We start from the raw sequence: 21940 nt of genomic DNA, 5'->3' as shown, positions 1-21940 counted from the left end.
AGGGGCGTATTATCCAACTGAAAAAAGATGGCAGTGTCAGGCTGCAATATTGTGGCCCGGCGACATAACAGCTGCGTTGTTGTTGACCCCTTGTGATATGAACTGAGACTTTTGGTGATTTCCGTCACTGCTTTTCTACCTTTTGTCCCTTAGGCTCAAAACTTCCCCCGCTAATCCCAAGCGCTGTGGTGCCGGGCATTGGCTCTGCCACACTGCAGGGGTGATCAGGTGGGATCACATCACTCAGAGGAAACGCAGATGAAAGCAAGATTCTCGTTGGCTACAGCTCTGGTGGTTGCGTGTTTTGCATTCCAGGCTGGCGCAGGTCAGTTTGAGCAACAACCTTATGGATATACCGCCTTAGTAAAAATTTGCACTGAAACCCGTCAGGATGACAGGCTGGGACTTAAAAACGCACTGAAAGAAAATCGCATCAAAATCCAGACCGCGGTTGATAAAGTGGTGTGTAATGGCATGCCGTTAATTAGTTTTGCCCGTGCCGAGCAGTCCTTTAAAGTCGCCAGAATGCTGGCACCTTATGATCGCAAAGGCGAAGGCCATGTAGATATTAAAGATATCTCAGCCCCGAACTAAGGGTTTGGCCATTGGTTTTACACCGAAAACTGCAGCTTAAGCTGATGTTTAACATCAAACAAAAAGGCCGGAATCAATACCCGGCCTTTGTTTTTATTGTGCTATCAGGCGTTATGGTAGCTTATTCACCGTCAGCACAGGTGCTGCAGCGTCGCTGGCATTCACACTAAACTGATAAGTGCCCGCCTCTGTCAGCTTCAGTTTTAAATTGGCACCGCTGCGGCCCAGCAGTTTGTTCGCAGCTAAAGTGACATCCACACTTTCACCGGTAGCCGCGCCAAAATCAACAGTCGACCAGTCGGCAGAAGCCACTTTAAACTCATAATCACCGGCAGCAAGCGCCAGTTGCACCTGGTAACTGTTATTACCGGCATAACTGAACGGGTTGTTTTCACTCCAGCCATTCAGGCTACCGCGCAGATACACTTTGGTGCTGCCATAAGGCACATATTCACTGACTGTCAGCACCGGTGCTGTGGGTACTGTTGCATCCAAAGTGAACACATAGGTACCGGCATTAAAGTTCGCTTTCAGGTTAGCGCCTGAGCGGTTGAGTGTTTGTGCTTTACCAAACTGCAGCTCCTGCTCACCCGATTTGGCACCAAAATCCACAGTCGACCAGTCCGCTGAAGCCACTTTAAATTCATGACTGCCAGCTGCTACGTTGATGCGGGCTGTATAAACACCTGCACCTTCGTAACTAAAGGCGTCCACTTCACCCCAGCCATTCATGCCACCACGCACAAAAACTTTGGTTAAGCCATAAGGAGCCACATCAGGTGCGCCCATAGTGGCATCTGCTTTTAAGCCAGCGCCCTGAGCACCTTGTTGTGGCTTCACAAATACCGCAGCGGTATAAGCCGGCACCACAAATTCACCGTCATTGCCTACTGCATTAAAGCTGCTGTTACTCACCTCGTTATCCGCCGAATTTTGTTGCACAGCGTGCAGCACAAAACCCTGAGCTGTCGGTACTTTATGAGTTTTTTCCATGGCTGTGCCGTTCAGCACCACCACCACGGCATCATGGGCCGGGTCTAAATCAGTCAGGCCAGTGCCGTCGTCAATACTCATCACAATCAAGCCCTGGGTCAGGTTTTTACCAATATTGTGAAAACCCACCCGCGCCATCACATCGGCGCCACTGGTTAAACGGAACAAAGGGCTGCTTTTGCGGATTTGCAAAAACTCAGCAAATACGTCTGATGCTAAAGCAATATGCTCAGGATAAGCCGTGGTGTTCGGGTTATTGGCGACCTGAGCAATGCGGGTCCAGTTGGCTTTGTTGTCTTGTGCCAAGGGTAAACCGACATTCCAGTTGTTTTTTTGTTTAGTAAAATCAACAAAGTTAAACCAGTCGCCTGCGTCATAACTATTGCGGTCCAGCGATTTAGACCGCAATAAATCATCACCCATTTGCAAAAACGGAATGCCCTGACTCAGCATAGGAATGGCCAGCGCCATATTGTGAATACGCACGCGGTTGTCGATGCTGACGTCAGCGGCCAGTTCCAGCTGCAGTTTATCCCACAAAGATTCGTTATCATGTTTGGACACATAGTTAATAATGTCAGCCGGATCAGCAGCATAACCCGCTGCCTGACCATTCCACACCATACCGCCCGCTGTGCCGGTATTGCCCTGATAGTCTTTTAATACAAAGTCTTTTAAGGTGCCGGCTAAGCCAATTTCAATAAAGTTTTGTTGTTGCAGCTTGCCAACATCAGCGTCATTGGAAAAAAGCGCAGCACTTCGTACTGAATCACGCAGCCGGTCGTTAAAGCTGCCCACTTCAGTGCCGGCCAGATTGGCCTGACGCGCCTGCACAAAACGGGCATCGTTGGCCACTTCACCAAAATTCCAGCCTTCACCATAAAAATAGCTGTCGGCATCAACAGCTTTCACCGCTTCGCGCGCCGCTAAAATAGCGTCTTTTGGATGGTGACCCATAATGTCAAACCTAAAACCGTCAAACTTGTATTCTTTGGCCAGCAGCACTAAAGAATCGGCAACAAACTTCTGCATCATTTTGTGTTCAGTGGCGGTATTTTCGCAGCAGGTGGAACGTTCCATCGCGCCTGTGACAGGGTTATAACGGTGGAAATAACCCGGTACTATTTTGTCGAACACTGAGTTATCAAAAAGCCCGGACGAGCTGGTGTGGTTGTATACCACATCCAGCACCACCCGCAGGCCAAGACCATGCAAAGCCTGGTTCATAGCGCGCATTTCTTTAATACGGGCCACGCCTTCAGGACTGGAAGCATAAGAGCCCTCCGGCACATTAAAGTGCTGCGGGTCGTAACCCCAGTTAAAGCTGTCCGTACCGCGCATCGCTTCCACCAAAGCCTGAGCGTTTTCGCCTGAACTCTGATATCCCTTTAATATATCTTCAAGTTTGGTAGCACCATTTTCCAGACAAACCGCCGCTTTGCTGTTGATTTTGCAAAGCTCAGCCACGGTGTTGCTGATATCCACCCTTTTGCTGGCATCCTCATTCACATTGGCCATATCTGTGGTTGGCAACAAATGAAAGTGCGTTAAGCCACTGTCTGCTAAACGTTTTAAGTGTTGTACCGGTGCTGAGTCTGTTTCAGTAAAGGCCAGATATTTACCACGGTTGGCGGCGGACACTGAAGTATCGCGCACGCTGAAGTCGCGGATATGTCCTTCATAAATCACGATATCTTCCGGATTGCCTGCAGCCGGTACTTCATGAGCATCCCACAAAGCAGGTTTAGTGTCGGCATCCGCCAGATTAACAAACTGGCTGTAACGGCCGTTGGTGGCTGTGTTCACCGAATAGGGATCAGTTGCTTCAATAATTTCGACTTTTTTCGTTTGTGGATGGTACACCTCCACTTCAAACCGATAAAAAGCACGGTTTAAGCTGGCCGCAGCGCCGCTGTATGACCAGATACCGGTATTGCTGTCGAACGTCATTGCATGAGTCGCGGTTAAGGCTTTGGCAGCGTTATAAACCTTTAACTTCAGGCTACGGGCTGTAGGCGCCCAGACCGAAGTTTTAATATTACTGCCGTCATAAACCACACCCAGACTGGCTTCATCAGCGTCATTGGCGGCGCTGGTGTATAAATCATCCAACACCTTGGCAGCCTGCACATAAGATGCGCCAATCAGCTTATTGGCTGAGTCGTAAGAAGCCAGTACCAACTGGTTTTTTATGATGGTTTTGGCTTGTTCGCCGCTCAGGCTGGTTTTGTAAGCCGGCCAGTTGGCCAGATGCGGCACCAAAGCTTTTTGCCCGTCGGTTAAAGTAGCAGGCGTTAACTCCACAGCTTCACCATTGATGGTTAAAGTGTCGCTGTCGATAGCCAAATCGGCGGCCGCACTGTGGTGCAGTTTAAATTTACTGACACCAGCAGTGTCACCGTTCCAGACTAAAGTGGCGCGGTCCAGCCAGTGGGCGGCATTATCGGCAATTTGTACTCCCAATGAATCAATTGGATAAATGTACACCGAGGCATTGGCGTTAAAAGTCCAGCTCATGGCCGTTAGTTTTGCCGGCTGTTTTGGCCCTAAATCCATTTTGGCGTCATTGGCGCCCAAGGCTTTACCAGCGTCGTCTGTACCCAGATGAATAATAAAGTTGCCACAGGCACCAACTTTACCTTTGACCTCAGGTTTTAAATTCAGCAGCCAATAAGCGCCATACACCGGGTCTATACCGCTGATTTCCAGGCCGTTGTCCCATGATTTTGCTAAAGAATCGGCGGCATAAGCGTCACAGGCTTCGTTGTTCCATGTATGTAAACGGTAACCGTCATAACCGCCTTTTTTATTAAAAAACACCACAGCCTGATTCACGCCTGCATAAAGCACAGGCTCAGGTAACCTGGGGTTATAACCAATAATACATTTTTCATTATTGGCATCGGGGAACTGCGGCGCCGGGCATTTCAGTGGTTTAGGATCAACACAGGCTGTGCCTTGAGCGTTTGGAATTTGCGGCACATTACAGCTTAATAACAATTTGGCTGGGGCAGTGTCTGAACCTGTACCACCACAAGCGCTCAGCAGCATTGCTGCGACACTCAGGCTGGCCAGCTTCACTAACAACAAAATCTTGTTCATTTTCATCACTCCGTGTATGCGGTTTTGTCCCGAGCCTCTGGCTCAGTAACGGGAAGCTGGCTTAAAAACTGTAAGTGGCGCCCAGGTAATACTGGCGGCCAAAAAACTGGATAGTGCCGGTATAAGCTGTGTCACCCCAATAACTTTTGGTGGGTTCATCCAGCAGGTTGTTGACCTGAAATAACAAACCAAGATTGTCATTCACCTGATAGGACGCCTGATAATCCATCACCATTTCAGCTTCATAACGGATTTCCTGATCCTGCAACGCCGACTGATCCGACACAAAATCATCACGGAATCTGGTGCTTAAACGGGTTTCAAAACCTTCGTATTCCCAAAAGGCTGTCACGGTAAAGACATTGGGTGACAAACCTTTGAGCTCAGCTTTAAAACTCTGCCGACCGTTTTGCACTTCAGTGGCAATTTCACTTTCGGTATAGGAATAACTGGCGCTCAGGCCCAGCCCTTGCCAGAACGACGGCAGGAAGTTAAACACCTGGGTGTAAGCCAGCTCAGCACCACGGATATAACCACCTTCATCGTTATTCACTGCAGTGGAATAATCGCCAATAGGATTAGGGGCGCGGGGTGGTAAACCGTCCGGGTTACCTGGCTCTGTGCCTGGCACATAAGCAGGCAACGGGAAGCCGGCAGCGGCAAAATCAAAGTCGTTGATGGTGTCTTGCTGAATAAAAGAGTTAATGTTTTTGTAAAACACCGCCAGCACTAAAGCACCGCTGGAGTCTTCAAAATAACGTTCATACGACAGGTCAAACTGATCAGCATAAAAAGGTTTTAAAAACGGACTTTTAGTGGCGCTACCTGTCACATCCCCATTGCTTGCCACATTAAAAGTAGTGACAGCCGACAGCTGGTTAATAGGCGGGCGCGACATCACTTTGGCCGCGGCAAAACGCAGTTGGTCGTTGTCAGTTAAAGCCAGATTCAGGTTGAGCTGCGGCAAATAATCACGGTACTTGATGCCAACAATCGAAGGCGCATAATCGTCAGACACCAACCCTGCTTCGTCGGTAATATATTGTGCGCCTTTACTGGCATCACCATTGACATAACTTAAGTTGGTGGCCCGCTGTTTGGTTTCCACCATCCGCACCCCCAGGTTACCGGTCAGTGGCAAGCCAAACACTTCAGTGTCGATATTCGCCATCAGGTAAGCGGCGGTCACGTCTTCATATACATCACCACTTTCAAACACACTCCAGGGGGTAGATTTACCACCGGCCACCGGATTATCCAGGCCAGCATACCCATTACCCCAGGTTTGTTGTGGTTGTGGCACACCATTCGGGAACCAGGCGGCCAACGCTTTATTTAAGTCGATGGCAAGGTAGCTGGGGAAAGCGGCAAAGTCACCTTTAAAATCAACCACTTTCACCATGTCTTGTGTCAGGCGCAGCGGCGCTTCGCTGCTTAAAAACATGCTGTCAGAGCCAAACTCAAACACCTGGCGGTCGTTGGTATAATCGCGCTCGGAATAACGCAGGCCAGCTTCAAGTGAGCTCAGCACCGGGTTGTCGAGTTTGTAGGTAAAATCAAGGCGATAAGCATCAACTTCGTCGGTATTCAGCGTTGGGTAAATACCATATTTGCTGACCAGCATTTTATTAATATCGGTAAAAGATGCAGCCTGATTTATACCAATGCCGGGTAAATCCATGCCATTGAGTAAATAACTGATAGACACATTAGGGTCGACCACAGGTTTAGCGGCATTGGCGTCGGTGGACGCCAAAGACCAAAGCAAACCGTTACGGAAATTACTGCTGGACGACGAATGGGCAATATCCAGATTCACCGATAAATCATCAGTCAGCTGGTAGTCGGTATTAAAACCATAACTGCGCACTTCATCAAAGTCGGTATTGTCGTCATTCACCATTTCAACACGGGTATTGCCGTCACTGGCACGTTTGATAGTGCCGCCAATCATCAGGTTATCTTTGATAATGGCGTTATCAATGACGGCGCCGCCACTTTCAAACTTAGCGCGAAAACCCCGGGCAAAAGCTTTGGTATCAAACTTGGAAATAAAAGCATCGGCTTTCATGGTTAATCTGTCGTGGGGCGTCCATTCCAGCGCTGCCACATAACCGTTGCGGGTTTCTTCACCACCCCGGTGTTGCATTTCAAAACCTTCACTGACCAGCTCTAAAGGTGTGGCATCACCTTTAACCCCATCAAGATCTTTTTCATTGTTGTAGTTAAAACCAACAAACTGAGTGGACACACTGGGCTGGAATAACCGGGCATAACCCAAAGACAAACCTAAAGTGTCATCCAGATATTTACCCTGATAAGAAAAACTAAATCTGTCGCCTATTTCGGTGGCGTCCGACACTTCATCGGCTCTGTCGTTAAAACTGCCACGGGCATTAAATACAAAGTTGTGCTCATTGGCGGCCTTCAGTGGGCTTGCGGTTTGCAGCTCCACTGAACCTGCCACACCACCTTCAATAAGCGACGCTTTAGGCGATTTATACACAGCAGCCGAGTTGATCAGCTCGGAAGGATATTGGTCAAATTCGATATTACGTTTGCCACTGGTGGACACCTGCTCGCGGCCATTCAGCGTAGAAAACACAAAACCGCCTTCCATACCACGGATATTAATTTCTGACGCCTGACCACCGGTACGCACTGCCGAAACACCGGGTAAGCGGGTTAACGCATCGGCCATAGACACATCAGGCAAAGCGCCTAAATCATCGGCCGAAATAGTTTCAGACACAGTGTCGTTAAACCTTTTTACATTCAAAGACTGGATCAGGCTGCCGGCAAAACTGCGCACCTCTATTACTTCAATTTGTTCTTTTTTATCTTTTTTTGCCGTTGTTTTTGTATCCGCCGTCGCAGTATCAGCATTGCTGCTTTGTGCTGAATTTTGTTGTAGCTGCGCTTGTGCTTCAGCTGCTGACAGCCAGGGGCTGACGCCCGCTGCCGCCAATGCCAGCGTGAACACACTTAAGTTGAACTTTGACATGCCTTTGTCCCCGTTTTGTTTTTATGCTGATGGCGGGGACAGTTACAACATCATCCGAAGCCATATCATTTTTTAAATACTCAGGCTATTAATTAACCAGCTGTTGCACCAGACACAACATGAATACGTATTCAGCAGCTTTGTTGTGCCCAACTAAAGCGCAGCGGCCCAGAGCAGCGCACCGCGCTGGTGCAAATAAGCCTGGCCCGGTGTTGAACAAGCAAAACTTTGCGCCTGATCAAATTACCTGGAGCAGCTTTTTGTCATACTCCGCGCCATTTTTTTAAACAGGCTGCCTCTTATGCAACATTCCCTGGCCACCACTGGTTTTCAACCCGAATTGTTATCTCCGGCCGGCACACTCAAGGCTATGCGTTTTGCTTTTGCTTATGGCGCCGACGCCGTGTACGCCGGTATGCCGCGTTACAGCTTGCGGGTGCGTAATAACGAATTTGATTTGGCCAATCTGGCCATTGGTATTCAGGAAGCGCACGCGCTTGGCAAAAAATTTTATTGTGTGCTGAACAGCGCACCCCATAACGCCAAACTCGACACCCTGGTGGAAGATATTGCAGAAGTGGTCAAACTTGGGCCAGACGCTTTGATAGTGTCAGACCCTGGTGTGATTTATCTGATGCAACAGCATTTCCCACAGATGGAGCTGCATTTGTCGGTGCAGGCCAATACGCTGAACTGGGCTGCAGTCCAGTTCTGGCAACAACAAGGCATCAGCAGAGTCATTTTGTCGCGTGAGCTGGCGCTGGAGGAAATTGAACAAATCCGCAGCCAGGTGCCAGCCATGGAGCTGGAAGTTTTTGTGCATGGTGCTTTATGTATGGCCTATTCAGGCCGTTGTTTATTATCAGGTTATATGGATAAACGCGACCCCAATCAGGGCACATGCACCAATGCCTGCCGCTGGCCTTATCAGGTCAAAACCGCCACTGAAAATGAAGTAGGTCAGTTTATTCCGGCAGCAAACAACAACACTGAACAGCAGCAAAACGGCCTGAACCTGCAACAACAGCAGCCGGTCGACGATATTATTTTGTTAAGCGACCCACAAAACCCTGCTGAACTGATGCCGGCTTTTGAAGATGAACACGGCACTTATATTATGAATTCCAAAGATTTAAGAGCCATTGCCCATGTTGACCGCTTAACCCGCGCCGGTGTGCACAGCTTAAAAATCGAAGGCCGCACCAAGTCGTTTTATTATGCCGCCCGCACAGCGCAGATTTATCGCCGTGCTATTGATGACGCTGTGGCAGGCCGTCCTTTTAACCCGGCTTTGCTTGATGAGCTGGATGGTCTGGCCTCACGTGGTTATACCGAAGGTTTTTTACGTCGCCATATTCCCATCAGCGAACTGCAAAACTATGACAAAAGTGCTTCCACCAGCGACAAACAGCAGTTTGTTGGTGAAATTATTGGCAAAGTCGAAAGCACAAACCGGGTCTGGGTTGAGGTGAAAAATCAGTTTAACGTCGGTGATTCGTTGTTATTGATGTCACCCCAGGGCAATCAACAACTTTGCCTGGCTGAATTATGGGATAAACAAGGCCAGCCAATTTTACGGGCGCCGGGCGCAGGTCATCAGGTGCAATTGCAGTTGCCAAAAGGCATGCTGGCTGAATTTGTATTGATTATCCGTGACTTACCGCAATTTGATAGCCAACTGCAGGGTTGTGCCTGATGGCGCTGACAATTTTAGCCGACTGCATTAACTGTGATATGTGTGCACCTGAATGCCCGAACAATGCTATTTCGCTGAAGCGGCTGCACAATGCCGATGGCAGCCCGGGCAACAGGATTTACCAGATCAATGCGGAACTTTGCACCGAATGTGTAGGTTTTTACGACAAACCTACTTGTGTCGAAGTGTGCCCTATAGATGTGGTGGTGAAGTTGCCAACAACATAACTGCAGGCAGATTCAGTTTTCCTGCAATTGCTGGCATCATGTCTTTATCCGCCGTTTCAGGCTTTGTTGAAGAGTAGCAAGATGCATCTGCAATGGCTTTTGTATGGTCTTTTTCTGTGGTGTTGTAGTTGCGCCAGCCCCTGGTTAGCGGCAGCAGAGCAGAAACAGCAGATCCAACAAGTCTGTCAAATCTCCGGCCAGCCTTGTCTGGATGCGCTGGAGCCTGAACTTACCGGGGTGAAAAAAGGCAGTCTGTACTGGTATGAGCTGACCTTGTATAAACTCGACAGCCTGTTTGAACTGCAAAAAGATGACGAATTATTTATGCTGACCAGTCAGTTGGTGGCCGACCAACAACTGGCACAAAAAGGCCCGGCCCATTTTCGGGCGCGGCTTTATATCTATTTTGCCAAGTTATTGTATAAGAACAAAAATACTCAGGCATCTGCTTATTATTTACAACAGGCAACTACTTTATTGGCCAGTTTACATCAGGCCGACTTTAACCCTTTGACTATGGTGCAGCTGATTAATGTGCAGATGTACACCAACAGCAATGATGAACAGGGTTACGCCGCGCTGCAGGATTTGGCACGGCAATACCGCAAAAGCAAAGATCCGGTGTTTTTGTATGAGTTGTATAACAATCTGGGCCATTACAGCCACAGACTCAAGCTGCTGCATGAATCTGTAGCACATCGCAAAAACGCACTGGCCGCTATTGAAGGCACCACACAACGCGCCAGGCTGGCTGAGGCCAATTATAATCTGGCGCGAATTCTGGCTTATACCGGGCAGTGGGCCCAAACGCTGCCGCACCTGCGCCAGGCCGAGCAGCTGTATCTGGCTGAAGGTTACGCTGTGGTACACAATCTGGCTATCTTGCATCAGGCGGAAGCTTTATGGCATACCGGGCAACAAGACCAGGCCAGACAGCAGTACCACAAAGTACAGCTGGCCTTAGTGCCCGACTATGCCCAGGTACACCTGAGCCGTATTCAGGCGTTATTGGGCATCATTGAGCCTGAGTTATTGCCAGCCAAAGCGGCGAACAAAATTTTGCGTTAATAAGCCGTTTTAATACTGCGAAAACAAAAGCTTAATCAGACGCCCCCCAGCTTAAACCAAGTTTGTATAAGGCATTTTTTTTCTCACCATGAATTTCAGCCGTTAAAGCAGCGGCTTTTTTCAATGGCAATTCGGCCATTAATAACTTCAGCGTTTGTTGTACCAAAGCGCTGATGTCGTCATCTGCTCTGGCAGCCGGTGGCGCTATCATCAACACCATTTCACCCTGACAACGTTGTGGATCTTCTTCCAGCCAGGCCGTGATGCTGGCCGCAGTGCCATGGCAAAAATGCTCAAAAGTTTTACTCAGCTCTTTGGCCAGCACCAGCTCACGATCAGCCCCATAAACTGTGGCCACATCGGCCAGAGTATCTTTGACACGGCGTGCTGCTTCATAACAAATCACAGTGCCAACCGCAGGCGGAATGTCTTTGAGCACCTGTTGGCGCTGACCGGATTTGGCCGGTAAAAAACCAATAAAATGAAATTTATCTGTGGGCAAACCGGCACAACATAAAGCAGCAATCAAAGCACAAGGGCCGGGAATAGGCACAATACGCACGCCGGCGTCACGGCATAACCGCACCAGGCTATAACCAGGGTCGGAAATCAGCGGAGTGCCGGCGTCTGACACCAGCGCCACATCTTCCCCTGCTTGTAATTTTTGCAACAAACTGGCAGCGCGTTGTTTTTCGTTATGGTCGTGCAACGACAAAAACCGTGCTGAAATATTAAAATGGCTCAGTAACTTACCGCTGTGACGGGTGTCTTCAGCAGCTACCCAGGCCACTGCAGTTAAAGTTTTTAATGCCCGCTGGCTGATATCGTCCAGATTGCCAATAGGGGTGGCAACTATATACAAGGTTCCGGCACCTGAGCTTTGCTGAGCTGAAGTCATAAGGTTTTTCCTGGGTCTGGCAAGGCGGAGGGCCCGCGGCAAAAAATCAGCCAAAACAACTACTCAGCCCGGAGGCTGGCGTGATCCGGCTACAGAAATGGTATAAGATGACAGCCATTCGTCGGCTATTGTAACTGTGCATTGTGAAATCCAGCAAATTCCCACTTTGGTCTCCTTTTTATTGTGCCTTGCTGCTGTCTGGTTGTGGCCAGACACCTGCCCCTGCATCGGCCCCTGTGGCCAGCAATACAACTGTTGCGCCTGCGCCGGTAAAAGCGCAAGCCGAAGCAGAAGTATTTAAACTGGACCCTAATGCAGCTGATGTCAGTTATCAGCAGGTGGAAACACCTGTGACTGCTGTAGCGCAGGACAGCTTTGAACAAAAACAGCGCGATTTACTCAGTGAAGCAAAAACCCTGCTGACGGAAAAAATCAATCCACAACGTAGCCTGGCTATTACCCACAGTTTACGTGATTCTGTTTATGGGCAGATCCGGGCGCAAAATATGCTGCCGTTATTGCAAAGTTATTTGTTGAACAATCAGTTAGCTGCCGCCGAAGCTTTATTAACAGAAACACAACTGACCGATGTCACGCCGGACGACCGCAAAGATTTCACTTTACTTGCCGCAGATTTTTTCTCTAAAAACAGACAGTTACAGCCTGCACTTCGTTGGTTGTTGGCCCAGGATGAACTGGCGGGCAATGCAGCAGCTGATGCGCAGCTGCAAAATTTACTCTGGCAAAATTTGTTGCAGTTAAGCCCGGCCGAACGTAAAACTTTGGCAAGTTCGGCCCGGCCGCGCGCTGCTGCCTGGTTAAATCTGGCCGAAATTGCTTTTAGTTTTGCAGGCGACCAGGATGCCATGCAACAGGCTCTCGCCGACTGGCAACAACGCCACCCTGGCATGCCTGTACTTGAAAACTTACCTGAAACTATTCAAAAACTTGCCACTACCCCAGCTTATCAGCCAGCGAAAATTGGCGTGATTTTGCCATTATCCGGCAGCTTTAAGGCTCTTGGCGAAGCAGTACAACTGGGCATGGTGGCCGCCACAGCTCAAACTCCGAAGCGCAGCCTGCATTTTATTGATAGCAGCCAAAGCTCTGAAGCCATAGTGGCAGCTCTGGAAAGCCAACAAATTGATTTTGTAGTAGGGCCTTTGCTGAGGGAAGATGTCGACAAACTGCAAAGCCTGCCCAACTGGCGCTGGCCAACCTTGTTTTTAAACAGTAAACAAGACAATAACCAGCCAAATCCGGATCAGTTTTATTTTGCGTTAAGTGCCGAAGACGAAGCTGCGCAAATGGTGGAATTATTCCGCCAGCAGCATTATCAACATCCGGTGTTAATCAGCGCCAGAAGCCCTATTAATCAGCGTATGGCACAACATTTCCAGCAGCTTTGGCAAACTCAAAACGGCGAAAAGGTAGAAAGTTACAGCTTTAACACCCAGGAAGAACTGCGGGCGTTAATTAACACCTTTTTAGAAACGGCTGCCAGTACAGAGCGGGTCAATGAAATAACCAAATATGCCGGCAAAACCATCAACGCTGAAATGCACAGCCGCCTCGACGTTGACGCTATTTATTTATTGGCCGACGCCACCCAAACGCGATTGTTTAAACCTTTTATTGATGTGACCGTCAGCCCGACAGCACCGGCTTTACCTATTTATGCCAGTTCACGCAGCCATAGTCTGGCGATAGATCGCACCGATATCCGCGATTTAGCCGGTATGACGCTGACCGAAATGCCGTGGCTGGTGCCACAAGAACCCAAACTGCCACTGCGTGCTGAATACGAACAGCTTTTTGCCGAGCAGGATGAAACCTCACAACGTTTGTTTGCGATGGGTTATGACGCCATGGCGCTGATCAGCAAACTGAAACAACAACAGCAGTTTCCGGCTATGTTGTATCACGGCCTGACCGGCAGTTTACGCCTTGGCAAGGACCAGAATATTCAGCGGCAATTAACAGTAGCCCGGTATGGTAAAGGCAAATTAGCAGCTGTCAGTCAGAGCAAAAACGCCAACTGAAGCGGGGCAACACCAGATGAAAGGTGGCAGCGATAAAGGTGCTTATTTTGAAAATCTGGCGCTTGAATATCTGCAACAACAAGGGCTTACGCTCTTTGCCCGTAATGTCAGTTGTCGTTTTGGCGAGCTGGATTTAGTCTGCCAGCAACAGAAACAATGGGTATTTGTTGAAGTAAAATACCGGCAACACAACTTTTTTGGTGGGGCTGCCGCTGCTGTCACCAGAGAGAAACAACAAAAACTCAGGCAAACCGCCGCCTGGTTTTTACAACAACAGCAGAGTCAGTTGCACTGCCGTTTTGATGTGGTCGCCATCAGTGGTGACAGCCCTTACCAGATCGAATGGATTAAAAACGCATTTTAAGAAAAGGCAGGAACAGAGCGCATGCAAGAACATATCCGGCAGCTGTTTACCGAAAATATCCAGACCATGATAGCCACAGGCGAAGCGCTGGCCGAACCTATTGAAGCAGCAGCCCTGACCATAGTGCAGGCGCTGGTCAGCGACCGCAAAGTATTGTGTTGTGGTGAAGGCGCCGCCCGTGCTTTGGCCAGCCATTTTTCACAGTTGCTGCTGGATCAGTTTGAAACTGAACGCCCTTGCCTGCCGGCTTTGGCATTACAAACTGAACTCTCAGGTTTACAAAGTGACAACCAACATCAGGATTATCTGGCCCGTCAGGTGCGCGCTTTAGGGCAGGATGGCGACATTTTGCTGGTGTTGTCACTGACAGGTCACGAACATAACTTAATTAAAGCAGTGGAAGCCGCCTTAACTAAAGATATGACAGTGATTGCTTTAACAGTGGACAACAACGGCGAGCTGTCCGGTTTACTCGGCAATACCGACGTAGAACTTCGGGTACCTGCGCACAGGCCTGCGCGGATTTTTGAATGTTATGCCTTTTTACTTCATTGTGTCTGCGAACTCATCGACAACACTTTATTTCCGCAACAAGACGACGAATAACCAAGGAGAGCGCTATGTCTGATATCAAACCTCTGCTCAAGCTGACCGCTATTATCAGCCTGACTTTATTATTACAAGCCTGCGCCGCCGCCGTGGTGGCAGGTGGCGCTTCTGCTGTCACTTCAGCGTCCGACCGCCGTACCCTGGGTTCACAAATTGACGACAGCAGTATTGTGGTTAAAGCAGAGCGGGCTTTGGAAGAAAACAAAACACTGGAAGAACGTGCCCATATTAATGTGAATAGCTACAACGGTATTTTGTTGCTCACAGGTCAGGCACCAAGTCAGGATCTGGTTGACCTCGCCGCTTCATTAGTGCAGCCAATTCAGGGTGTTAAAGACGTACAAAACCAAATCCGCGTGGGTAACCCTATTTCTTTTACCACCAGAAGCCGCGACAGCTGGATCACCACCAGAGTCAAAAGCATGTTGGTGGGTGACAAAGAAGTCAGCGCATTAAATATTAAAGTGGTGACTGAAAACGGCGAAGTGTTTTTAATGGGCCTGGTCAGCAGCACCGAAGCCGACAAAGCGGTCGAAATTGCCCGCCATGTCAATGGTGTATCCAGGGTGATTAAAGCTTTTGAAACCAGTTATAACTGATACCAACGCATAGCAGAGCCAATAAAAAAACCGCCATCAGGCGGTTTTTTTATTGAGTCAGGCAGCAGTTGTTGCCTGTATCTATCTTATTAAAAATTCAGCAACACCGGTGTTTTATTGGCGGTAATGGCCTGGGTTTTTGTCGCCAGGAAAGTGACTACATCAGCCAGTTCAGGGTCGTCCACAGTGTTACAGCTAAAAGCTGCGGTATAAGTGCCTGCATCAATAAAACCAATTTCGTAGTTGTAACTGGCAGCACCATCAAATAATACCGGTGCACTGGCGTAAGGCAGGTTGGCTTGAGTGCCACCATAATCGGCCAGCGTTGCCGGGGCTAAATCGGCACCTTTATACAGATACACCACACCCACCGGCTTGGTTTTATCGGCAGGGGCTACTGCACACTGGTTGTTGATTAACAACGTTTCGCTGACTGTGCCTTTTAAATGACCAATCTGGCTGGTATCCACCAGTCGCAAGCCAGTTGGTTTTAACTGATAGTTTTGCCTTGCTTTGTTATTCACCACAGCTTTGCGTAAATCAAATTCCAGGGTGTAACTAAAAGTGCCGCCGGCTGACAAAGTTGGGCCAAGCAGCTTGAGTTCATTTGAAGGTACCGACAGCGCCTTTTTGCTGCCGTCTTTCAGCTGAATATAAGAACCTTCACTGATCACTAAACGCAGCTGACCATAATTGCCAGCCGGCACAGTGGCGCCTGTCACTAAAGACTCGGCCAGCGCACCAGGCAGTTTTAATAAATCAATACCACGGCTATTGGCAATCACATTGCCCTGGGCATTCAGACAGAGGTTATTTGGCGCTGCCGCCACTGAATCTGAACCAATCAGATATTTCTGCGTGGCACTACCGTTGCCGGTCAGCTCAATAGCTGAAAAACACACCACCACTGCGGCAGCGTCATTCACCGGCGCATCACTCACCTGCAAACCAAAGGTGGCCGTTGTAGGGGCCGGCACTGTGTCATCAGCACCACCACCGCCGCCACAAGCCGCCAGACCCAACATGCCGGCAGCTAACAATGCCGGTTTAAACACAGCAGATAAAGTCATTGAATTTGTTTGTTTGTTGTTGAACATAAAAAACCCCGGGTTACAGCATCAGAAGAATTTATATTAGAACTTTATATTTTACCTGCTGAATTGAAACTGAATTCTGTTTACAAAACAGGTCTGACAACTGTCGGCTGTGGCCCCGGTCTCAGTGGCAAAAACAGCCTAAAGTTACACTTCCTGCAGTGCTTTTAAGGCTTTGGAGTGAAACTCGCGGTGTTTCATCACCAGCAACACAATGACAGTGGACACCATAAACAACCAGACATTAATAAACCAGGCCAAAGCCGCCAGCGAAAAATAAATGGCACGCAAACCATAGTTAAAAGAGTGCGCCGCCTGATCGATGACTTTAGCGGCCCTGTTGGCATATAACTGCACTTCAGCTTCAGACAAATGTTTGCCGTCTGGTGCTGCGCCAATCAATACACCACCAAAACCATACTGGCGTAAACTCCAGGTAAACTGGAAGAATGTAAAAACGTAAATCAAGCCTAAAAACAACAACTTAAACTGCAAAAGCCCATCGGTATGATCAAGCCATGGCATGACCTGCAGCAATACCTGGGCAATTTTGTCGCTGGAAGCAATAGCAGTTAATAAACCGGCCAAAATCAGCATAGAGCTGGATGCAAAAAAGCTGACATTTCGCTCCAGCGTAGAAATTAACGCCACATCGGCCATTTTATTGTCGCGGGTTAACATCTGCCGCATCCAGTCAGTGCGTTTACGCCGCAGCTCAAAACTCAGACAACTGACAAAACGGGCTTTACGTTTGGCAAATAAGGTATAACCCACCCACAACACTAAAAACCAGATCACGGCGACCATATCTAACCAGGGGAAAGCGTTTTGCATTTTTACTCCACTTCTGTGTTTAACATCATCAGCTTGCCAGAAATTTGCCTGCAACAGCCATCAGGGTTCGGCTAGACCAGATCCAACTCAAAATAAAAACAGGCACCACCTTCAGCATTGGCCTGGTAACCAATGTCGCCACCCATACGTTCTACCAGCTCTTTACAAATGGCCAGCCCAAGGCCAGTGCCGCTTAACCTTCGGGTATCAGAACTGTCAGCCTGAGAAAACTTCTGAAACAAACGTGGTATAAAATCGGCAGGCACACCAGGGCCACGATCCAGCACACTGATCCGCACCTTTTGCCCTAACACCACCGCCTGCAACTGCACTTCGCCTTGTGCCGGTGAAAAACGTATGGCGTTGGCCAGCAAATTGGCAAATACCTGTTGCAACCGGCTTTCGTCCACCAGCACTTTGCTATCGGCACTGATGTCACTTTGTATCACTAAACTGATGCCGGATTGTTGTGCCAGCGGCAGGTTACGGTTTTTCGCTTCCAGCAATAACGACTTAACGCCAAGAGGTTGCAGCTGCAACAACATTTTGCCTGCAGTAAGTTTTTCAATATCCAGCAGATCGTTGATCAAAGTTGCCAGCTGTGCACAATTTTGCCTGGCTATATCCAGTAACTGCTGTTGCGGCTGTGCTACTGCACCTACAGCACCGGCAGCCAATAAGCCAAGTGCGCCATTGATGGCGGTCAGCGGAGTACGCAACTCATGGCTGACGGTCGAGACAAATTCGTTTTTCAGCTGCTCCACTCTTTTGCGTTCACGAATATCACGCAATAACAACACAAAGCCGCCCTGCTGTGGCTCCTGAATATGACTGAGCATTAATTCCACCAGGATGGCCTGACCGTTCTGATGCATAACTTCAAGTTCTGCACCTGCTTCGATGTCGGCCAGGGTGACAGGCCCGGCAAATAACAGCCGGTAAGGCTGCCCCTGAATGGCAGAACCCTGATAACCCAACAAAGTTTGGGCAGCTCTGTTAATTTTGTCGATGCGGCCCAACCGGTCCAGCACCACTATAGCGTCGGCCACATTGTCGAGCACAGTGCTGGCATAAGCTTCACTTTGTTCACGGGCTCTTGCTGTGACCGCCAGCCGGCCATTGGCTATAAAGATCACCGCCATCAGCGACAACAATAAACAACTGACCAGCCAGCCAAATAAACGCAAACTTAAACCGGCACTAAAAGACAGCGGTTTAGCCGCAACAGCAGCCAGCTGCCATTTGGCGCCGGAAATAGTTAAATCAAACAACATGGCATCGTCCTGAAACAACGCCATATCGCCTACTAACATATCGGCCCAGTGCGCACCTGTCATCCGCCTGAGTGCCACTTTGACACCGGCCGCTGCCGCTTGCTGGCGCAACAAAACCCAGACCGATTCGATATCCAGCACAGTGCTGACAATGCCCCAATATCTGTCGTCCGGCAAATACACCGGAATACGGTGAATAAAACCAAGACCGCCTTGTGCCAGCTGCACCGGCCCCACCAGCAATGACTGACGCGCCTGAATTAAGTTGGCTATGTCGGGCCATTGTTCACTGAGGTCCGGATAATAAAGCCCCAGCGCTTTTTCATTGCCAACCAGCGGATAAATAAAACTAATACGGTTATCTGGCGCAATACCTATATTGCGGATATGGCGTCCCTGCGCTACCAGATTAGGTAATAAAAAGGCAAACTCTTCGTCCCGCACCTGACCATGCGAAGCCTGAATATAAGCGGCAAGCCCCTGACTTAAATACAAAGAAGAATTGACTTCACTTTCCAGCAAAGCACGCAATTCTGCCGCTGCAGCAGCCACATGTCGCAACTGCACCTGTTGCTGTCGTTGCCTTTCCTGATACACCAGATATTCGGTGCAAAACAAAAACAACAATAACAGCAGTGCGAGCAGCAGCCATTGCCAGCGGGAAAACAACCTGGAGTGTAGTGCCATGCCTGATCCTAAGCTGAAAAAATGTTGTATCTGACGTACTTAGCTTTTTGTCAAAGCGCAAAGTACCTGCTTAATGATACACTTGGCACAATTTTCCGGCAGATTAATTTAACAAGTTTGAGGAGCCTTCCGTGACGACTTTAACCATTCAAACCCCTGATGACTGGCATTTACATTTTCGTGACGGCGATATGCTCAAAGAAACAGTGCCGGCAACTGCCCGTTGTTTCCGCCGTGCCGTGGTGATGCCCAATTTAGTGCCGCCTGTGACCACAGGTGCTTTAGCCCAGGCCTACCGCGAACGTATTCTGGCCGCCCGCCCGGCCGGCAGCACTTTTGAACCTGTAATGACTATTTATCTGACCGACCAAACCACGCCGCAGGACATTAAAGACGCCAAAGCGGCAGGGGTATTGGCAGCCAAGTTATACCCGGCCGGCGCCACCACCAACTCACACTCAGGTGTGTCCAGCTTAAGCAGCCTGTACCCTGTGCTGGAAGCCATGGTGGAACACAACATGCTGTTTTTAATTCATGGTGAAGTCACAGACTCACATATTGATATTTTCGACCGTGAAGCTGTGTTTATTCAGCAGCATTTAACCCAAATCGTGGCGAACTTTCCAAAACTGAAAATAGTGCTGGAACATATCACCACCAAAGATGCGGTAGATTTTGTGTTGGCTGCTTCCGACAACGTAGCCGCCACTATTACGCCCCAGCATTTAATGATGAACCGCAACGACATGCTGGTCGGCGGTATTCGCCCACACAACTATTGCCTGCCGGTGCTGAAACGCCGCACTCATCAGGAAGCTTTGCGTGCTGTGGTAGCCAGTGGCAATAAAAAATTCTTTTTAGGCACAGATTCTGCGCCACACGCCAAACATAAAAAAGAAGCGGCTTGTGGCTGCGCCGGTTGTTACAGCGCCTGGAGTGCTATTGAGTTGTACGCACAGGTATTTGACGAATTAGGCGCGCTCGACAAACTGGAAGCTTTTGCCAGCCACTATGGCGCCGACTTTTACGGTCTGCCGCGCAACAGCGGCACCATCACATTGGTCAAAGAAGACTGGACCATTCCGGCCGAAATCACCTTGCCGGACGGCAGCCCGATAGTGCCGTTTTTTGCCGAACAACAGGTGCACTGGAAGTTAAAAGCTTAAAGCCAGCCTGACAACAGCCGGTTCCAATGAACCGGCTTTTTTATCAAGCAAAGCCAACTGCCAACAAGCAGAATGCAGCTATTGCCAGCAGCCAAAACCCTGTTGTTTGTTTTTTGACTAATTGACCAGCAATCAAAGCCCTGCGCCACTTTCTGTCTGGACAAGCGCCACAAGGCACAATACAATGGCCGCCGTCGCGCACCCATAGCTCAGCTGGATAGAGCGCTGCCCTCCGGAGGCAGAGGTCTCAGGTTCGAATCCTGATGGGTGCGCCATATAAATCAACCACTTAGAGGCAACTCAAGTGGTTTTTTTGTGCCTGAAAGAAAATTTTATAGCAGATTTATAGCAAATATAAGCGTAAGCTCTGAGCAATTGTGATTGCTATTGGTTATACCGCTAGTGTTAAATGGGGTACATATGTAACCATTAATAAGGCGCTAGGATGGCTAAGTCAGCAATACAATCGCAGTTAACCGCAGAAGCTCGAGATTCACTTACAATTCATAAATTTATCTATCACATAATTGAGCCAAAAAAAGCAGACTCGACCGTCTCGCTGTTAACCGAAGTTGTCTTGACTGAAACGCAGAGGCAATTTTTTCAAGAGATTATTTTACAATCTGCGAAAGGTACTAGATTAAAGTTTATTGACCCTGATAATTCTCCATTTGTACGAGAGTGCAAAAGAATTATTGCTACGCCTGAAGACTTTATTGACGCTTCTGGGCAGTTAGTCATGCAATTCGCAGCAGCTCACGATAAGAGAATGACAGATGGAGTTGTAATCGTAGCTCTAGTGAGTATGCTTGTGGGCGGCACTGCTCAGTATTTTATATCACTCTTAAAAGTCGATTATGCTAGGGTTATGGAGCAAACCAGAGACGTTCTTGAACCGACAAAAGTAACTTTAAGGGAGATCACAGATTCGCTTTCAGAGAACAAAGCAGACATTCAAAAACGTGCATTGGTTGATGTACAGGGATTATTTTCTTGGGACGTGATTGCTGTTGAACGTAGCAAGTCTGGACAGTTGGTAGATACCGACGGAGCTGTAGGTGTTCATTTTAAACAGTTTCTGTCCGTAATGTTAATGCATAATGATTCAACGTACACCAAGAATACCGTTGCAGCTATACATGCGTGGTCGAAAAAGGAACCTGACCTCGACCCTGTAGAAGTAAAAGCAAAAACAGTTTCTTATCTAGATGCAAATGATGGACAAGTTGTCAGCATTGATAGTATCAAAGATATTGTTTGTGCCAGTTCAAGTGATGCTATACAGCAGAGATTGAGTACTTCATTTACTAACTTTATGGACGAAAAAGAACTTAACGGAGTCAATTTCGTAGCCAGAAAAGGTTCAATCACTCAATCCGAAAGAAAAACCAAAATCAGGACTAATAATGGTGTCGAGGTAATCTGGTTTGGTTCAAAGGAAGATGCGAAAATCTCCGAAACGCGAGCAAATGGAAAAACAACCATCACCATAGTAGCTGATGAACTTACATACGAAAACTGAAAACTTATGCTCGGTTCTTTGCAAACTGAGGCAACTAGCAGATCCCACTCGCAGCAAAGAAAGCCTTGATAGCGTCTTTGCTGCTGGCGATTGGTCTAGAGAAGTTGGGCTAGAGTTAGCCAAAATTACCGCCCTTAATTTCGATGGCGCAAATAGCTTATTTCGTT

The 21940-nt window shown here is 48.5% G+C and carries 17 protein-coding genes and 1 tRNA gene; 12 read left to right on the top strand and 6 right to left on the bottom strand.

The window, feature by feature from the left end; translation table 11 throughout:
• The first annotated feature begins 258 nt into the window (after nucleotides 1–258).
• Nucleotides 259–594, top strand: a complete 336-nt coding sequence (locus tag RCH83_RS15530; RefSeq protein WP_306523694.1) for a DUF3718 domain-containing protein — start codon at nucleotides 259–261, stop codon at nucleotides 592–594.
• Between the two features lie 111 nt (nucleotides 595–705).
• On the opposite strand, the gene pulA is transcribed toward RCH83_RS15530, so the two are convergent.
• Together pulA and RCH83_RS15520 are read right to left on the bottom strand one after the other, a co-directional pair.
• Nucleotides 706–4689, bottom strand: coding sequence for a pullulanase-type alpha-1,6-glucosidase (gene pulA / locus RCH83_RS15525; RefSeq protein ID WP_306523693.1), 3984 nt, complete (start codon nucleotides 4687–4689; stop codon nucleotides 706–708).
• Between the two features lie 61 nt (nucleotides 4690–4750).
• On the bottom strand, nucleotides 4751–7693 hold the full coding sequence (locus RCH83_RS15520) for a TonB-dependent receptor (protein WP_306523692.1): 2943 nt from the start codon (nucleotides 7691–7693) through the stop codon (nucleotides 4751–4753).
• Nucleotides 7694–7994: 301 nt separating this feature from the next.
• On the opposite strand from RCH83_RS15520, the gene yegQ reads away from it, so the two are divergent.
• The 3 genes from yegQ (at nucleotide 7995) to RCH83_RS15505 (ending at nucleotide 10684) form a co-directional block, all read left to right on the top strand.
• Nucleotides 7995–9389 carry a tRNA 5-hydroxyuridine modification protein YegQ gene (gene yegQ / locus RCH83_RS15515; RefSeq protein WP_306523691.1) on the top strand — a complete coding sequence of 465 codons (1395 nt, stop codon included), beginning with the start codon at nucleotides 7995–7997 and terminating at the stop codon, nucleotides 9387–9389.
• On the top strand, nucleotides 9389–9616 hold the full coding sequence (locus tag RCH83_RS15510; RefSeq protein WP_306523690.1) for a 4Fe-4S dicluster domain-containing protein: 228 nt from the start codon (nucleotides 9389–9391) through the stop codon (nucleotides 9614–9616). Before yegQ ends, RCH83_RS15510 begins: the two co-directional genes overlap by 1 nt.
• An 81-nt stretch (nucleotides 9617–9697) precedes the next feature.
• On the top strand, nucleotides 9698–10684 hold the full coding sequence (locus RCH83_RS15505; protein ID WP_306523689.1) for a hypothetical protein: 987 nt from the start codon (nucleotides 9698–9700) through the stop codon (nucleotides 10682–10684).
• 31 nt (nucleotides 10685–10715) lie between these two features.
• Here the strand turns inward: RCH83_RS15505 and rsmI are convergent, their stop codons facing one another.
• Nucleotides 10716–11582, bottom strand: coding sequence for a 16S rRNA (cytidine(1402)-2'-O)-methyltransferase (rsmI, locus tag RCH83_RS15500; RefSeq protein WP_306523688.1), 867 nt, complete (start codon nucleotides 11580–11582; stop codon nucleotides 10716–10718).
• A 236-nt stretch (nucleotides 11583–11818) separates the two neighbouring features.
• Here rsmI and RCH83_RS15495 point away from each other — a divergent pair, with 236 nt between their 5' ends.
• From RCH83_RS15495 to dolP, 4 genes are read left to right on the top strand one after another with little or no spacing between them, the layout of a single operon-like run.
• Entirely contained in the window at nucleotides 11819–13624 is a 1806-nt protein-coding gene (locus RCH83_RS15495) for a penicillin-binding protein activator (RefSeq protein WP_306523687.1), read from the top strand.
• 16 nt (nucleotides 13625–13640) lie between these two features.
• Nucleotides 13641–13988: a YraN family protein gene (locus RCH83_RS15490; protein ID WP_306523686.1), complete on the top strand. Its 348-nt coding sequence runs from the start codon at nucleotides 13641–13643 to the stop codon at nucleotides 13986–13988.
• 21 nt (nucleotides 13989–14009) lie between these two features.
• Nucleotides 14010–14594, top strand: coding sequence for an SIS domain-containing protein (locus RCH83_RS15485; protein WP_260655485.1), 585 nt, complete (start codon nucleotides 14010–14012; stop codon nucleotides 14592–14594).
• A 14-nt stretch (nucleotides 14595–14608) separates the two neighbouring features.
• Nucleotides 14609–15196 (top strand): division/outer membrane stress-associated lipid-binding lipoprotein, encoded by a 588-nt coding sequence (dolP, locus tag RCH83_RS15480; protein ID WP_306523685.1) that lies wholly within the window; start codon nucleotides 14609–14611, stop codon nucleotides 15194–15196.
• 89 nt (nucleotides 15197–15285) lie between these two features.
• Here dolP and RCH83_RS15475 read toward each other — a convergent pair whose 3' ends face one another.
• From RCH83_RS15475 to RCH83_RS15465, 3 genes are all read right to left on the bottom strand, one after another.
• Nucleotides 15286–16293 carry a DUF4382 domain-containing protein gene (locus RCH83_RS15475; protein WP_306523684.1) on the bottom strand — a complete coding sequence of 336 codons (1008 nt, stop codon included), beginning with the start codon at nucleotides 16291–16293 and terminating at the stop codon, nucleotides 15286–15288.
• 144 nt (nucleotides 16294–16437) lie between these two features.
• Complete coding sequence (locus RCH83_RS15470; protein WP_306523683.1) at nucleotides 16438–17124, bottom strand: DUF599 domain-containing protein; 687 nt, start codon at nucleotides 17122–17124, stop codon at nucleotides 16438–16440.
• Nucleotides 17125–17195: 71 nt separating this feature from the next.
• The gene (locus RCH83_RS15465; protein WP_306523682.1) at nucleotides 17196–19085 is read right to left on the bottom strand and encodes an ATP-binding protein; all 1890 of its coding nucleotides are present in this window, start codon (nucleotides 19083–19085) and stop codon (nucleotides 17196–17198) included.
• Nucleotides 19086–19216: 131 nt separating this feature from the next.
• On the opposite strand from RCH83_RS15465, the gene pyrC reads away from it, so the two are divergent.
• From pyrC to RCH83_RS15445, 4 genes are all read left to right on the top strand, one after another.
• Nucleotides 19217–20251, top strand: coding sequence for a dihydroorotase (gene pyrC / locus RCH83_RS15460; RefSeq protein ID WP_306523681.1), 1035 nt, complete (start codon nucleotides 19217–19219; stop codon nucleotides 20249–20251).
• A gap of 198 nt (nucleotides 20252–20449) precedes the next feature.
• Nucleotides 20450–20526 (top strand) — tRNA-Arg (locus tag RCH83_RS15455).
• Between the two features lie 170 nt (nucleotides 20527–20696).
• Entirely contained in the window at nucleotides 20697–21773 is a 1077-nt protein-coding gene (locus tag RCH83_RS15450) for a nucleoid-associated protein (RefSeq protein WP_306523680.1), read from the top strand.
• Nucleotides 21751–21940 (top strand): hypothetical protein (locus tag RCH83_RS15445; RefSeq protein WP_306523679.1); only part of this gene is annotated, 190 nt, incomplete at its 3' end. The genes RCH83_RS15450 and RCH83_RS15445, both read left to right, overlap by 23 nt.

The sequence above is a fragment of the Rheinheimera sp. genome, from assembly GCF_030824435.1.
Lineage (GTDB): Bacteria > Pseudomonadota > Gammaproteobacteria > Enterobacterales > Alteromonadaceae > Pararheinheimera.
The sequence above is the reverse complement of the archived record's forward strand: the minus strand, read 5'-3'. Positions and strand labels throughout refer to the sequence as shown.